This is a genomic window from Streptomyces sp. NPDC021115 (assembly GCF_044333065.1).
Lineage (GTDB): Bacteria > Actinomycetota > Actinomycetes > Streptomycetales > Streptomycetaceae > Streptomyces.
This window is the reverse complement of record NZ_JBIRQF010000011.1, coordinates 282,352-297,115: the sequence shown is the minus strand read 5'-3', so window position 1 is coordinate 297,115 and position 14,764 is coordinate 282,352. Positions and strand designations below refer to the sequence as shown.

At 67.7% G+C, this 14,764-nt stretch carries 14 protein-coding genes; 8 read left to right on the top strand and 6 right to left on the bottom strand.

The window, feature by feature from the left end; all coding sequences use genetic code 11:
- A partial coding sequence (locus ACH4TL_RS30185; RefSeq protein ID WP_398322127.1) for a hypothetical protein occupies positions 1-255 on the bottom strand: 255 nt, incomplete at its 3' end.
- A 95-nt stretch (positions 256-350) separates the two neighbouring features.
- On the opposite strand from ACH4TL_RS30185, the gene ACH4TL_RS30180 reads away from it, so the two are divergent.
- Together ACH4TL_RS30180 and ACH4TL_RS30175 are read left to right on the top strand one after the other, a co-directional pair.
- Positions 351-656 carry a hypothetical protein gene (locus ACH4TL_RS30180; protein WP_398322124.1) on the top strand — a complete coding sequence of 102 codons (306 nt, stop codon included), beginning with the start codon at positions 351-353 and terminating at the stop codon, positions 654-656.
- Positions 657-863: 207 nt separating this feature from the next.
- Positions 864-1,736 (top strand): hypothetical protein, encoded by an 873-nt coding sequence (locus tag ACH4TL_RS30175; protein WP_398322121.1) that lies wholly within the window; start codon positions 864-866, stop codon positions 1,734-1,736.
- Between the two features lie 323 nt (positions 1,737-2,059).
- Here ACH4TL_RS30175 and ACH4TL_RS30170 read toward each other — a convergent pair whose 3' ends face one another.
- The gene (locus ACH4TL_RS30170; protein ID WP_398322119.1) at positions 2,060-2,194 is read right to left on the bottom strand and encodes a hypothetical protein; all 135 of its coding nucleotides are present in this window, start codon (positions 2,192-2,194) and stop codon (positions 2,060-2,062) included.
- 1,264 nt (positions 2,195-3,458) lie between these two features.
- Here ACH4TL_RS30170 and ACH4TL_RS30165 point away from each other — a divergent pair.
- On the top strand, positions 3,459-3,887 hold the full coding sequence (locus ACH4TL_RS30165) for a hypothetical protein (protein ID WP_398322116.1): 429 nt from the start codon (positions 3,459-3,461) through the stop codon (positions 3,885-3,887).
- An 877-nt stretch (positions 3,888-4,764) separates the two neighbouring features.
- Here the strand turns inward: ACH4TL_RS30165 and ACH4TL_RS30160 are convergent.
- The gene (locus ACH4TL_RS30160; RefSeq protein ID WP_398322113.1) at positions 4,765-5,277 is read right to left on the bottom strand and encodes a S41 family peptidase; all 513 of its coding nucleotides are present in this window, start codon (positions 5,275-5,277) and stop codon (positions 4,765-4,767) included.
- A gap of 249 nt (positions 5,278-5,526) precedes the next feature.
- Between ACH4TL_RS30160 and ACH4TL_RS30155 the strand changes: the two genes are divergently transcribed.
- Together ACH4TL_RS30155 and ACH4TL_RS30150 are read left to right on the top strand one after the other, a co-directional pair.
- Positions 5,527-6,774, top strand: a complete 1,248-nt coding sequence (locus ACH4TL_RS30155) for a tyrosine-type recombinase/integrase (RefSeq protein ID WP_398322110.1) — start codon at positions 5,527-5,529, stop codon at positions 6,772-6,774.
- Positions 6,771-9,233, top strand: coding sequence for a tyrosine-type recombinase/integrase (locus ACH4TL_RS30150; RefSeq protein ID WP_398322107.1), 2,463 nt, complete (start codon positions 6,771-6,773; stop codon positions 9,231-9,233). Before ACH4TL_RS30155 ends, ACH4TL_RS30150 begins: the two co-directional genes overlap by 4 nt.
- A gap of 132 nt (positions 9,234-9,365) precedes the next feature.
- On the opposite strand, the gene ACH4TL_RS30145 is transcribed toward ACH4TL_RS30150, so the two are convergent.
- From ACH4TL_RS30145 to ACH4TL_RS30135, 3 genes are read right to left on the bottom strand one after another with little or no spacing between them, the layout of a single operon-like run.
- Positions 9,366-10,160, bottom strand: a complete 795-nt coding sequence (locus tag ACH4TL_RS30145; RefSeq protein ID WP_398322104.1) for a MerR family transcriptional regulator — start codon at positions 10,158-10,160, stop codon at positions 9,366-9,368.
- A gap of 12 nt (positions 10,161-10,172) precedes the next feature.
- On the bottom strand, positions 10,173-10,967 hold the full coding sequence (locus tag ACH4TL_RS30140; RefSeq protein WP_398322101.1) for an ABC transporter permease: 795 nt from the start codon (positions 10,965-10,967) through the stop codon (positions 10,173-10,175).
- Positions 10,964-11,920: an ABC transporter ATP-binding protein gene (locus ACH4TL_RS30135; RefSeq protein WP_398322098.1), complete on the bottom strand. Its 957-nt coding sequence runs from the start codon at positions 11,918-11,920 to the stop codon at positions 10,964-10,966. The genes ACH4TL_RS30140 and ACH4TL_RS30135 overlap by 4 nt, the downstream gene beginning before the upstream one ends.
- A gap of 553 nt (positions 11,921-12,473) precedes the next feature.
- Here ACH4TL_RS30135 and ACH4TL_RS30130 point away from each other — a divergent pair.
- Genes ACH4TL_RS30130 through mpaB form a run of 3 tightly spaced genes read left to right on the top strand, consistent with a single transcriptional unit; the run spans position 12,474 to position 14,760 of the window.
- Positions 12,474-12,674: a hypothetical protein gene (locus ACH4TL_RS30130; RefSeq protein ID WP_398322095.1), complete on the top strand. Its 201-nt coding sequence runs from the start codon at positions 12,474-12,476 to the stop codon at positions 12,672-12,674.
- Between the two features lie 59 nt (positions 12,675-12,733).
- Positions 12,734-13,699 carry an LLM class flavin-dependent oxidoreductase gene (locus ACH4TL_RS30125; protein WP_398322092.1) on the top strand — a complete coding sequence of 322 codons (966 nt, stop codon included), beginning with the start codon at positions 12,734-12,736 and terminating at the stop codon, positions 13,697-13,699.
- 41 nt (positions 13,700-13,740) lie between these two features.
- Complete coding sequence (gene mpaB, locus ACH4TL_RS30120) at positions 13,741-14,760, top strand: daptide biosynthesis RiPP recognition protein (RefSeq protein ID WP_398322089.1); 1,020 nt, start codon at positions 13,741-13,743, stop codon at positions 14,758-14,760.
- Positions 14,761-14,764: the final 4 nt, after the last annotated feature.

The following is a 14,764-nucleotide window of genomic DNA, read 5'->3' as shown; positions in this document are numbered from 1 at the left end:
CCGGTCCGGGAGTAACGGCTCGATCCGCGCCCACTGCGCATCAGTCAACGGCACACCCGAACCAACGACCTGCTGATCCAAACGAAACTGCCTAGCCAAGACGTGGGTTCCGCCGCACGAGCTGCGGCGGCTGGCCGCGTACAAGGTGCTGGCGTCGTACGACAACAACCAGGCCGGGCAGCTTGCGGCGGCCGGCGGCGACGCGAGCGCGTTGGAGCGGCGGGAGCTGGGCGACGCGGCGAAGCTCGTGGACACCGCGCTCGGCTACCTCCTCGGTTCGGAGCAGTCGAGGGGGGGCGGAGCATGCCGAGGAGGAGACGCCGACGCCGGGAGCGGCGGAGGCCGCAGCGGTGCAGGACCGGTTGCGGAAGTGGGCGGACAAGGAGCTGCTGACGTTCCGTGTCCAGCAGGCGGAGCGGGCAGCGGTGCTGCTCGGGGACAGCGTGATGGTGCTGGCGTGGAACCCGGAGAAGCAGCGGCCGACGCTGCGCGTCTACGATCCGGGGTTCTTCTTCCCGCAGTGGGACGACGAGGACGAGGACTTCCCGAGTCGGGTGCATCTGGCGTGGGAGCTGCCGGCGAACGACGACGCCGGGCTGAAAGCCAGGGTGCGTCGGGTGACGTACGAGCTGGGGCCGATCTCCGAGGACGCCTAGCACGGCGACGACGGCGGGGCGGCTGCTGGTCGGCAGTACCCGTGGGAGCCGGGCCGGACGTCCAACGTGACCTGCTACCTCACGGACGCGCGGAGTGGCTGCTGGAGGACCTGAAGGACGGCGTGACGCTGGACCGTCTGCCTGCCGGAGGGCAAGGCGAGCTTCCGGGTGCGGCCGGACGGTACCGAGCTGAACCGACTGGATCTGATGATCGACTTCGTGCCGGTGGTGCACATCGCGAACACGATCCCGGACGGCGGGGAGCACTGGGGCCGATCGATCCTCGCGCGGGTGTTGCAGGCGCTTGACGAGCTCGCAGCTACGGACTCGGACGGCTCGGTGGCGTCGGCGACGACGGGTACGCCGATCACCGGGCTTGCGGGCGCAAGGCTGCCGGTGGACCGGGCGACGGGGCGACCGCAGGAGCTTCAGGTGAAGGCCGGTGCCGTGTGGCAGCTGGGCGATACCGGGCGGATGGACGCGCTGGATACGTCGCCGCAGTTGGCCGAGCTGAGGGCGCGGGTGGATCACCTGCTTGAGCGGATCGCTGCGAACAGCCGGGTGACGGCGGCCGGGCTTGGCACGCTGGATGCGACGGAGGTCCCATCGGGGTACGCGCTGAAGTTGGCGTTGGGGCCGCTGGACGCGCTGATCGGGATGATGCGGCTCGCGCGGGAGCACAAGTACCGATTGCTGTTCAAGATGGTGCAGCGGTTGTACCAGGCGGGTCGGGCAGAGGGCTGGACGGCCGGGGAGACGCTGCCGGCACGGCTGGTGTGGGCGCCGCACACACCGACTGACCGCGGCGCGGTGCTGGAGGAGGTCGTGACGGCGTACGGGGCCGGGGTGCTGTCGCTGGAGACGGCGGTGGCGATGCTCGCGGAGGCCGGATATCCGATCGAGGATGCGTCGCAGGAGGTGGAGCGAATTCGAGCGAAGGCGGAGCAGGAGGCCGGCGTGCGGATGGCGGAGGCCGCAGCCCGTCGTGGACAGGATGATGAGGAAACGGAGGAAGAGGGCGAGGACGGGCGGGAAAGGTCGTCATGCGAAGTCGAAGCCGCAGTGACAACCGGTGGCTGATTCGCTCCCTCCCATTGCCTGCTGGTGAGCCCTCCGTGCTGGAGCCATCGTGGCTGGGCTTGCCTGCCGAGGCGCGTTGTCCGCTGTACCGCAGCAGGGTGGAGGTGTGGCCGCTCGGATCGTTGTGCACCGGCCGTCGTCGACGGGCGGGCACCGTGTCACTGTCGATGGACGGATCCTCGGTCTTGCATATGGCCTCTCCGACCTGCGCGAATTTCTCCGGCGCGCAGGACTGGGCCGGATGATGTAAGGCTGGAGGACCCGGCCGTGGTCGAGTGGCGTGGTGGCGGTCCCGAGATATGGACCTGAGGCGGCGGGCGCGGTCATTCGTGGTCGCTTTGATCGCGGAGCGCGTTCTTCGCTGCGCGGAGTGCCCGGAAGAGTTCCGGAAGCTGGCGTAGCAGGCCGATCGAAAGGGTGATGAGGAGTCCGGCGAGCCCGAAGGCTGCGAGCGTCACGAGTGTGATCGTGTCCCAGTCCATATTTCCCCGCTGTTTACTGCGGCCGGACTGATGGCAGGACTCAGTCCGGCCATGTTGGTGGGCATGGCCAAGCTGAGTTCCTGCTGTCGCCAGAAACTTTCTCGTTCCCTCGTGCATCCCCATCGTGCTTCGTGGTGCAGGGACACGGTGCAACGTGCTGACCTGCGACAGCGGCCAGCCCTCGTGTGACCAGTCGGTGCTCCTCGACTGGCTGCTCGCAGCGTACCTTAAGTGCCATAAGTGCTGCGGGAGTTCGCGGCACGGGGCGGCTTCCGACGTGCCAGGGCCGAGGCTTGGCTGCATTGATCAACGGCGCGGGGGCCCGCGGGAGGAGTTGCATGTCTGCCTGCCGCCTGCCGCTCTGTCGGGCATCGACGTGATGGGCGGCTTGATGCCGTGAGCGTAGTCAGGTCGAGATAGCGATCGATCCATCCCCGCGCTGGCGATGATGATCACTATTGCCTAATTGTTCTTATGCATGTAAGAGGGGAAGCCCCCGGCGTGTGCAGGGGCATGCTTGCTGATCAGGGCCGTTCTTGCGGTGATGACACATAAAACGTAACCAGCAGGCCCTCGGATCGTCTACGCTTTCGGTACCCTGCAAGTCATAAGAGACAGTTGCGCCCGCCACGCGACTGGCCGAGATGGGGCCGACCGCCAACGGCCCGACCACGTTGCCCAGGACATCAGTAAGCCGTGCTCGGTGCGCACAGTGGAGCCCTGCTCCGCGTGCAGAGCAGGGCTCCCTGGCGAGTGGCCTTCAGCGGCTGGCGACTTCGGCGGTGGAGACGCCGAGGTCGCCAGCTAGAAGAGCGCCTCCGCCAGCAGGGTCGCCGTCGCTGAGGCGATCGCATTGACCCCGATGAGGGCCAGTTCGTGTCGTCCCAGTTTGTCGAGTAGCTTCCCTAAGTGCCGTCGCATTGGCGGCCTCCTCTGAATCGCCCCGGACCCGGTGTCCGGGAACGTGGGTGGCGGAGGGCACACATGCCGTGGCACGAGGTCAGAGTACGCGTAGAGAGCCCGGTGGGTGGGCCGTTCGGGAATTGAGCATGGTAATCCGGTCTCCATCTGGTGCCGACAAGCTGGCTACACTGATCGCAGCGCGGGGGCGCGCCTGGAGGATTTGCATGGTTCGGCCCCTGCCGCCTCGCTGTCCCGTGGGCTTTCGCTCTGACGGGCGGCCGATCTACCCGATTCTCGGTGCCTCTGCGGAGACGAGACGAACGACCAGCTCGATGACATGGCCGCCGAGACGGGCCAGAAGCAGCAGGTTACGTTCACCCAGGACCGGTTGGGCAAGATGCTCACTCGGGAGGAGGCGCAGGGGGAACGGGTTGCGAGCAAGCGGCCGTTGTCCCAGCTCGGCTTCGCTTCCCCGAAGTCGCTGACCGAGTTCGTGTCCACCCAGCGGGAAGCGGAACAGGCCGCGTTGTCCGAGGTGGAGCGCCGGGAACAGGTGGCGGCCGTGAGGGAGTTGCAGGCCGCGCGCCGGGAGGAGCAGGGCGCCGAGCGGGAGCGGGCGGCGTTGCGCCGGGCCGCGCTGGTGGCGCTCGGCGCGGAGGGCGATGACCTGGTGGACGCGGAGCGTCTGCTGGCTGTGGACGACGAGGATGCGGACGAGGCGCAGATCCGTTCGGCGGCCGAGGCTCTGCGGGCGCGCCGACCGTAGCTGTTCGGCGAGGTTCGCACTCTGGTGCCGTCGGCCCCCGCGGGTGCACCGGCCGGGCGCGGCCCGACTCGTACGGCCGCGGTGTCCACCCGGTTCGGCCGGGCTGGAGATGGTCAAGCGTCGCGGCCTGATTCCCGAGTTCAGTGACTCCGCCGCCAGGTAGTTCCGGGCCCAGATCCTGGGGACCACGCCCCTTGAACTTCGTGGACGGCATCGCCCCCAACGCCGTGCGCGACCCGTGAGGCGTGACAGACGTCCCGCGAGGGCGGGCTGCTCGGCTACCTCCTCGGTTCCGAGCAGACCATCAGCGTCTTGGGCACGGAGCAACCGACGGCGGCTGGCCCACTCGCCGAAGTGGCTACTTCCGTAGCCAGAGGGAGAATGAGTCTCGGACCACTTGGGGTTGCCCTCTCCTTCCGCCCGTCGCGTGATCCACAGCGGAGTGTGCGTTGACCCAGCCGGCTCACTTCGACTCGCTGAGACCTCAAGAGTCGGTGAGGCAATTGCCTCACCGCGCCGGATCGAGCGGGACCGAGGAGGACTCAGCAGGATCGAATGGGATGGAGATGTCCGGTTCTCCGGCAAAACCGCAGGTGAGATGGGTCACCGGTTTAGGTTCGAGTCCCACCCGCCCCACCACACGCTACGCGGGCAGAAACCTTCTGACCTGCGCAAACGCGATTGGAGAAGCGGATTGCGTGAGGTAATTGCCTCAGATCGGTGAGGTAAACGCGCGCCCGTGCGGCCCGGCCGATCCTCCGCCGCCCGTGTGACCTGGGGTTTTGGGGCGATGCTTGGGTGAGATCCGTGGTTGATGCTCCCACGGCCGCGGCAAGCGAATCCAGCCCTTTCGCTGCTGTTGGTGAGCTGGACTGGGTCAGCCCGTCAGCTGGGCGAGGGCCAGCGCGTGCGCGTGGTCGAGGGAGTCGGCAGCGACGCAGGGGATGTCCGGATGCACGCCGGTGCCCTCCCAGTTCGTGCTGGAGACGCGGTTGATGGCACGGCCAACGGGGACGGTGGCTTCCAGGTGTGGGTGCACGGTCCAGCCCTGGCACGGATGTGCGCCGCCGCGGGTGCGCTCGCCGACGACTATGGCGCGGCCGAGCTGCTGGAGGTCGTACGCCAGCTCCTCAGCGGCAGAGAAGGTGCTGTCGCTGGACAGCACATATAACGGCTTGCTGCCACCGAAGCGCGCGCCGGGAACGTGCGGCAGGCTCCAGGACTGCTCGCCGCGCTCGCCGCCGTGCCAGTGCATGGTGTTGAGGTGGGCGCGCTCGTCGAGCAGGTAGCTGCAGACGAAGGCGGCCGTGTCCGGGTCGCCGCCCCGGTTGGCGCGAAGATCCACGATCAGCGCCTGGGCGCGGGAGGCCAGGGTGAGCGCGGCGCTCAACGGTTCGGCGGCCTGTCGAGGTCCACCGCCTGGCCGGCGCTCGGCACACCGGTCGTCCTCTCGAACGTTGCCGCGATCTAGCCGCGACGGCCGTCAGTCCCTCCTGCGGACGAAGCCGGTCTCCTGCCAGGGTGGACGGCACCGAGCTGTTGACCGGACTACCGGACGACACGCCGGGTGTGACCGCATCCCTCGCATGGCCTAGTCGGTAGACGTTGCGCATCCGAACGACGAAGGAGCGCAACAAAGTTGGACGCAGCATCTCGTGACATCCAGTCGATCCGTCTCCCGCGATGGGGGCGGGTGGCGGTCGGAGCAGGGGCGGTGCCCTGGCTGGTCTTCGATGAGGAAGGGAGAGCGGTGGAGCCGGTTCGCAGGTTCCTGATCGACTTCGTCGCTCGGGACAACCGGCCGGGCAGCGTCCGCAGCTACGCCTTCGATCTTCTGCGCTGGTGGCGGTGGCTTCGGGTGGTCCAGGTCGAGTGGGACCGGGCCACCTCGGCCGAAGTACGCGACTTTGTGCTGTGGCTGCGCGTCACGACGAAGCCTCGGACGTCTGCGCGTACGCACTCGGCAGCGACTGCGGGGACGACCAACACGATCACGAAGAAGCCGTACCTGGACGACCTCTACAAGCCTCGCACGATCCGGCACAGCAACGCCGTGCTCCGCAGCTTCTACGAGTTCTGGATCGAGTCGGGCAGCGGCCCGCTGGTCAACCCGGTGCCGCTGGCACGGAGCGTGAGGCGGCGACCGCATGCCCATCACAACCCGCTGGATCCGTACGGGAGCGAGGGGCGGCTGCGCTACAACCCCAAGGTTCCGCGTCGGCTCCCGCGGCAGATGCCGGATGAGCGGTGGAACGAGTTGTTTTCGGCCCTGCGGTCGAACCGGGACCGGGCGATCCTTGCGCTCGGCATCAGCAACGCCGCCCGCGCCTCCGAGCTCCTCGGGGTTCGCGGCGTCGACGTCGACTGGGGCGATCAGCTGGTACGCGTCGAGCGCAAGGGCTCCCAGGCCGAGCAGTGGCTGCCCTCCAGCCCGGAGTCGTTCATCTGGCTGCGGCTCTACCAGAGTGAAGGGCCGCCGCTCGATCCGCAGGAGCCCCTGTGGTGGACCCTGCGCCGACGTGATCACGGCGAAGGGCTGAACTACCAGCCGCTGAACTACGAGGCCCTGCGCGCGGTGTTCCGCCGGGCCAATGCCCTGTTGGGCACGAACTGGTCGATGCACGACCTGCGGCACACCGCCGCGCTGAGGATGGCCCGGGACAAGCGCCTGACCCTGCGCGACGTGCAGACCATCCTCGGGCACGCGCACCTCAGCACGACCGCCGACATCTACCTGGTCGAGGAGGAAGAGCAGGTCATCGCCCGCGTCCAGGAGTACCTCGCGGACCGCGAGGAGCGGACGAAGTCTCCCGCGCCACCGACCGCCGTCGCCACGGGCTACGAGGCGAGCGACCTGGCGGTGCTGTTCGGGGGTGGTCAGGCATGAGCTACATGGGAGGACGACGAGCCAACCGGACCCGGCAGGCCGGTACCGGCACGACGCCGGCACGACCGCTGTTCGTCGAACACGACCTGAAGGCCGACGAGAACCGCGTCGGCCCGCACGACAAGTGCACCCACGACGAGGTTCTGGCGCTGCTTCCCGCCTCACCGCTCTGGCCACGAAAGTCGGACCGCCTCAGCGTCGATCCTGCCGTGAGGTTCCTGGCCTTCTCCGGCCGGATCCTGGAGTGGTTGGAGACGCATCCCGGGGACGGCTGGCAGGCACGGTGGCGGGCAGCTGGCGCCGACCAGGGCAAGGAGATCGTGCTGGCCGGAGTGCTTGGCGACGACCAACGGGACTCCATGCGCAACGGCGTGATCTCGGGCATGAACCAGCTGATGATCAACCGGATCGTGCTGCCGGGCTACGGCTTCCTGCGCGGCTACAAGGCCATGCGGCTCTTCAAGAACGTCCAATTGCTCTTCCCCGACGGCAAGCTCGAAGAGATCCGCCGCTACGGCGCCGATGTCGGCATGACGGGCCGCCACATCGACGAGGGCCTCCGCCTGATCTCCTCGATCATCCTGCACACCGGCCGTGATCTCGATCAGCTCACCATGGAGGACATCTTCTACCTCCGGGCCCGTGACCGGCGCGCAAGCGGCGAGGCATACGTCGGCACTCACAGCGCCTGGGACCTGTTGCGCGGGGTCGGAATCCTCCAGACCAAGGACACCCTCAAGGACGCACTTCGGCACGGACAGCGGCCGACCGCCGAACTCGTCGACTCCTACAACATCCAGTCCACCCAGATCCGCAACGTGCTGGTGCGCTACCTCGACGAACGGCGGCCGGCCGTCGACTACGGCACCTTCCGCGGACTGGTACGCGAACTGGCCGGCGTCTTCTGGGCAGACATCGAAGCCCACCACCCCGGCATCGGGACCCTTCGGATCCCGGAGGACGTCATTGACGCCTGGAAGCAGCGGATTCTGACCTACACCGACAAGAGCGGCCAGGTCCGGGAGCGACGCTCGCGCATCGACGTGATGATGCGCATCCGCGGCTTCTACCTCGACATCCAGGAGTGGGCGCACGAGGACCCCTACTGGGCCCAGTGGGCCGTCCCCAGCCCGATCACCAGGGGCGACGGCGCTGGCAACCACAAGATGATCAAACAGACCACAGCTCGGATGCACCAGCGGGTGCGGGAACGGCTGCCACACCTGCCGGTGCTTGTCGAGACCGCTGAGCGAGTACGCCGTGAAGCCGCCGAGCTCCTGGAGGCGGCCCGCTCCACGCCGTTCAACGACGTCTTCGAGCACGCCGGGAAGCGCTACCTGCGGGTGCTTCCCGCGGTCAACCAGGTGCCCAGCCGTCCCGACCACGGCTCACCGCACGTCTTCATCAAGGAAGTCGGCAGCACGGCGCGGCGGATCAACCAGACCCTCGTCGAGGACGACGCCTTCTGGGCCTGGGCCGTCATTGAGACCCTGCGGCACACCGGCGTCCGCGCGGAGGAACTCACCGAGCTGACGCACTTGGCGTTGGTTTCCTACAAGCTCCCCGACCAACTCCCGGACCAGGGCGAGGTCGTTCCGCTGCTGCAGATCGTGCCGTCCAAGAGCAACGAGGAACGGCTGCTGCTGGTCAGCCCCGAGCTGGCGAGCGTCCTGGCCACGATCATCAAGCGCCTACGCGACGCGAACGGCGGGAAGATCCCGCTGGTCTCCCGCTACGACTCCCACGAGCGCGTCACCGGCCCACAGCTCCCGCATCTCTTCCAGCGCCGTCCCTACTGGCAGTCAGCGGTTCTGAGCGAGGCCGCCGTGAAGCGCCTCCTCGACCGCACCCTGGAATGCACCGGCCTACGTGACGCGGCAGGCGAGCCCCTTCGCTACACGCCCCACGACTTCCGCAGGATGTTCGCGACCGAGGCCGTCACCGGCGGCCTGCCAGTCCACATCGCTGCCCGCATCCTCGGACACAAGACGCTGACCACCACTCAGGCATATCTCGCCGTCTTCCAAGACGACTTGATCAGGACCTACCGCGGCTTCCTGGACCGTCGTCGCGCGGCACGTCCGCCGGAGGAGTACCGGGAGCCCACCGCCCAGGAGTGGCGCGACTTCCAGCAGCACTTCGAACTCCGCAAGGTCTCACTCGGCACTTGCGGACGCCCCTACGGAACCCCCTGCAAGCACGAGCATGCCTGTATCCGCTGCCCCGTACTCCAGCTTGATCCGCAGCAGCGGCCCCGCCTCATCGAGATCATCCGCAACCTCCGTGAGCGCATCACCGAGGCCCGCGCCAACGGCTGGCTCGGCGAGGTCGAAGGACTCCAGGTCAGCCTCAACGCCGCCATGGCCAAGCTCACGAGCCTCAACCGGACCTCTAACGACGGCCGCCCCCAACTGGTCGACCTCGGCATGCCCCTCTTCACCGACACTCCAAGTCCCTGACGTATGCGACGGGCCCTGAGGTTCAGCCCACTGAACCTCAGATACACGTGGCGTTGGGGCGCCGCAGAGGCCAGCGGGGCAGTGAACACCAACAGGGCCAACCTGGTAGGAACGCCGCACCGCAGCGTCTTCCTACCGGGTTCCGGCCGAACCCTGGGTTGGGTTCACGCGCTCAAGCTTGGTCCACCCGGTCCATCCTCGCTTCGTCAGCAGCTCGATCAGCCGACGGGTCGGCGGCAGGGTGTCGAAGACATGTGTATCCAGCAGCTCGGCGAACGGTGGCTCGATGCCGGTGTCGTCGACGTAGAACTCGCCCTGCTCGTTGGCCATCTGCGTGATGCAGGCGGCCAACTTGTCGGCCAGTTCGACCAGCCGTGGGTCGTCGTCGGTGCGGTCGAGAGCTTTGCTCAGGGCGAGATAGAAGTCGATGATCTGCGGGTCGGCGATCTGCTCCCGCTTGCGTGCCATCCACTCCGGGACTCGCTCGGGTGAGCGCGCGGCCAGTGGAATCCAGCCGTCGCGCTCGACCTGGACAATCCGTTCGTCGACCCCGAGCGCCCGCAGTCGGTCAAGGTACTCAACCACCTCCTGGGGCAGTGCCAGGCTGTCTCCAAAGGGGAGGCGGGCGATCCGCTCGCAGTGCCGCTGCCGCTCCCGGATCTCCGACCGCAGCCGCTTGTCGATATCTGCGACTGCCGCGGCGAACTCCTCCTCGTCGGCCTGTAGCAGTTCCCGCACGCGAGCCAGAGGGACCCCGGCCTCGGCGAGGGTCCGGATTTTGACCAACTCGATTACGGCGCCGGCGCCATACCTCCGATAGCCGGAGTGGTCCCGCTCTGGCTCCGGCAGCAGCCCCTTGGCGTGATAGTGCCGCACCGCGCGCACCGTCACTCCGGCATACGACGCCAGCTCGCCGATCGTCAGCATCAGACCAGTCTCCTAGTTCGCAGCTCGGGTCCGGTAGAGGCGTCGCGACCAGAGGTAGCCGATCAGCCCGATCACCACACACCAGTTGATGGCCCAGAGCACGTCCGAACCATCGGGCGATCCGGCCAGCAGACTGCGGAAAGCGTCCATGATCGGTGTGAACGGCTGGTACTCGGCGAACCACCGCAGCCTGGTCGGCATCGACTCGACCGGCACGAACCCGCTGCCAACGAACGGCAGCATGATGAAGATCATCGGCCAGTTGCTCGCGGTCTCCGGGTTGGGGCTGGCCAGCCCCAGCGCCACGGTGAACCAGGTCATCGCGAACGACAGCAGCGCGAGCAGCCCGATCAGACCCAACCACTGCATCGCCGAGGCGGCGGTCTCCAGACCGAGCAGGAACGCGGCGCCAAAGACCGTTGCGAGTGCCAGTGCGGTCTGGATCATCGCGCCCAGGACGTGGCCGGTGAGCACCGAGACCTTGGCGATGGCCATGGTTCGGAACCGGTCAATGATTCCGCCTGTCATGTCGGTGGCGACCGAGACCGCGGTGCTGATGGACACGCTTGCCACCGCCATCACCAAGATACCGGGAGTGATGAACGTCAGGTAGTCGCCGCGGTCCCCTGCCGGGGCTCCGGGCAGACCAGCGCCCATGGTGCCTCCGAAGACGTAGACGAACAGCAGCAGGAACACCAGCGGCAGGCCGATCAGCATCAGTGTCTGCGACGGGTACCGGGCCATGTGCTTCAGGTTGCGGCGCAGCATGGTCGCCGAATCGCGGACGGCATACGTCGGGCTATTCATGCCGGCACATCCTCGGGAGACTCGTCGGCGGTGGAGTGGTCAGTCAGAGCCAGGAACACGTCGTCCAGGTCCGCGGTGTGCACGGCGAGCCCGGTGACCGCGTCGTCGTCGATCCCGGCCAACAGCCGTCGCAGCTCGGTGAGGCTGCCGTCGTGCGGCAGGGTCAGGGTGAGCGCCGCGGCGTTTGTGTTCGCCCCGGGGAACTGGCGTGCCAACTCGGCCAGCCGTGCACTGTCGGCGGCCTGAAGCTCGACATGACCGCCGGGGACCAGTCGCTTCAGCTCGGCCGCGGTGCCCTCGGCGACCAGCTGGCCTCCGTCGAGCACACCGATCCGGTCGGCGAGCTGGTCGGCCTCCTCCAGGTACTGGGTGGTGAGGAAGACGGTGACCCCGTCGGCCACCAGTCCCCGCACGATCCCCCACAGGTCCCGGCGGCTGCGCGGGTCAAGGCCGGTGGTCGGCTCGTCGAGAAAGATCAGCCGCGGCCCGGCCACCAGGGTCATGGCCAGGTCCAGCCGCCGCTTCATACCGCCGGAGTACGTCACCGCACGCCGGTCGGCGGCATCAGCCAGGTGGAACCGCTCCAGCAATTGCCATATCACGCTCTCCGCATGGCGCCGGTCGAGGTGACCGAGGTCGGCCATCAACCGCAGATTTTCCCGCCCGGTCAGTAACTCGTCCACGGCGGAGAACTGCCCGGTCACTCCGATCGACGCACGCACCTGGCCTGCATCGCGCCGTATGTCGTATCCGGCGACCCAAGCCTCACCGGCGTCTGCGGGCAGCAATGTGGACAGGATCCGGACTGTGGTGGTCTTGCCGGCCCCGTTGGGTCCGAGCAGGGCGTAGACGGTGCCTGCGGGGACGGTCAGGTCGACTCCGGCGACCACCTCGTGGTCGCCGTACGACTTGCGCAGCCCGGCGACCTCGATCGCACTGGTTCTCGTCGTCATGCCGACCATGCTGGGAGGTTGCCCCTGCGTCAGGGTCAACTGTTGCGGCCACATGGCCTCCGCGCAGTGATCAATTCCTTAGTCCGGAAAAGCCCTGCCTGGCTGCTCGCCAGGACAGCTCCGCACCTTGCCGGTGTCGCCAGCCGTACCGAGCGCGCTGAGCGGATCTTCCCTGAGCTGGCGGCGCACGCGGCGATCCACGGACGTGTCCAGGGCTGGGACTTCCGGCTCGGCCTGACGCTCGACCAAGCCCGCGTCGCCCGTGGATCGAGGCCGCCGACACCGGTAGCGAGAAGCCCTCAGCAGCCGGTGCGTTGGGCTTCCTGTTCGCCTGGAGCGGCTGGAAGCTGCCGTAACGGTCCGGCTCGGCATTACCGACTCACGCTGCGCAGCGCATCGGTCACCGTTCTGGTGCCGTTTCCTGCACTGTCCTGGTTCCGGAAGCTGCACGGTTTTTATCTCGTTTGAGGGCTTGGCAACGGCCAGAGTTGACCTTGCAAGAACGAGACCGAAGGCACGAGACCACGTAATGTGCCCATCAGGGGGGAACATCGTGAACAGCAACAAAGTGGTGAGAACCTTACGCCGTTCCTCGGCAACGTTCCTGGCCGGCGGACTGCTCGCCCTCGCGGCCCACGGCGTCACGTACGCCGCCGACGGTGTCTCGGCCCCGTGGCCCGGCCGCGCGGTCATCGCTCCGGTAGACCTGCCCTTTCCGGTCATCGAGCCTAGCGGGACCAACGACTGGGGCTGATTCCGGTTCAGCCTTCCTGACCGTTGAGTGTCTGCCGAGAAACAGAAGAGGCTCCCGCCGTGACCGAGCTGTCAGTTCTCATCCCGTTCGTTCCTCGCCGTCTGGAGCAGGTGCTGCCGTTCGCCGGCCTGGTCAATTGGACTAGCGCGGCGCGGCTGTGGCAGGGCCAGTCCATGGTGCTCGAACCGCATCAGACGTTCGTCGGTGTGGCGGGGGCGGGCTTCAGGGTGCCGGCTGGGCTAGGGGTGACACTGATGCCGCTGAGGAACCCCTTCGAAGCAGCGACGCAAGCCCGCTCCGTGGCGCTGGCCACGGGACATCCGGTCACTGCGGGATTCGGGACCGGAGCCGTGCAGTTCCAGCGGAACATCCTTGGCTCCGCCTACTCCAGCCCGCTCAACACGGCGCGCGCTTACGTCACTGCCGTGCGCAGCCTGCTGGATGGTGAACTGGTGCAGAGGGACGGGCCGGAGTTCACCCTGACCGGCCAACTGCCCCTAACGGTGGCGCCTCGGGTCGATGTGGGGCTCGGTGTGCTCAGGCCAGGCATGGCCAGTCTCGCTGGTGAGGTCGCGGACGCTGTCATCACCTGGCTGACCCCACCGTCCTATCTGAAGGACGTGCTGGTTCCAGCGGTCGCGGAAGGGATGAAGAAGGCAGGACGCACCCGTCGGCCGAGGATTATCGCGATGGTGCCCGTCGGGCTGAGGCGCGACGAGACCGATCCCGAGCGGTTGGCGCTGGCGAGTAACCTCGCCCACCTCCAGGCACCGCACTACCAGGACATGCTCCGCCGGGCCGGCGCGGACATCGGCGACGGCAACGACGTGCACCAGGCGGCGCGCGCAGTGGTCGACACCGGGGGGTTCGTCACTGGCGATCTCGATGATGTGCTCAAGGGCCTGGACGCGTACCGCCAGGCCGGAGCCGACGAGATCGTCCTGAACACCACGGGTGTCAACAAGATGTTCGGCCCTCCCGAGGCCATGGCCGACCTCCGCACCCTTCTCAAGGCGCACCAGTAGAGCTTCGGTTGCCCGCGGGCCCTGTTTCGAGAGGTTCTTCGATGGATACCATCGCGCGCAGACGCGCGAAACAGCACATCATGTCGTGGGGCTCGGGCCATGCCCGCCCGGACGGGTTTCCCGCCGGGCAGGCCGCCACGGTTGTCCTCGCCGACCGCGCCCACCTCGATGACGCCGTATCCTCCGGCGTCATCGGAGGCTCCACCGTGGCCTTTGCCCCCGGAACCGGTGATGGCCCCATCGTGGGCTATGACGGGGCGCTCGACGAACCCGGCACGGAATTCGCTCTCGGACACGACTTCTACCTCCAGACGCAGGACTACGCCACCAGCGCCTACATGACGGTCCTCGGTCCCACCATCGTCCGCCTCTTCACGAGCGAGGACTTCGCCGCCTGTCTGCGCGACGCCGACCGAGCGCTCGAGGAGGGCGTCTTTCCTGAGTTTCTGATCACCCCGTCCGTGCTGCTCGCGGACACGTCCGGTCTCGGCGGCGGTCCGGGGGGCGACGGCCCGCTGACAAGGTTGTACGCGGACCGTGCCGGGAACTGGTCGACCTCGCCCCGAGGAGCCGTTCTGGGCACGATGGGCGACAGTCTCGACACGCTGACAGCCCGTTACGACGAGATCAACGCCGCAAGCCCGGCGCCGTGCGCTGTCGCCTTGGCCGCGGTGATCAGCGATCCGGACCGCTCTGCGGCTCTCCGGGAACGCCCGTATCTGCGGCGCTACCTCGCGGCGGTACGTGCCCTGCGCTCGGTGATCGCGCGGGGTGCGCACGGACCGAAGGTATCCGGGTTCGGTGTACGGCTCGTCCCCGGCCTCGCCCTGGAGGGGCCGGACATCAGGGACGCCGAGGCCCCGCTGGTGATGTTCACCGAAGAAGAGGCGTATGTCTTCGCCGCGGGGCGGCTGTTCAGCGTCAGCCGCGACGTCGCCGGGGCCGTCGAATGTCTCCTGGCCGGGGAAGCCGATCCGGACTCTGCCGAACGGTTGTCGCAGGTGCGCGACTACTTTACCCAGCAGGGTGTCTCGCTCCCCGAGCCCGTGGTGGCGGTGTGATGAC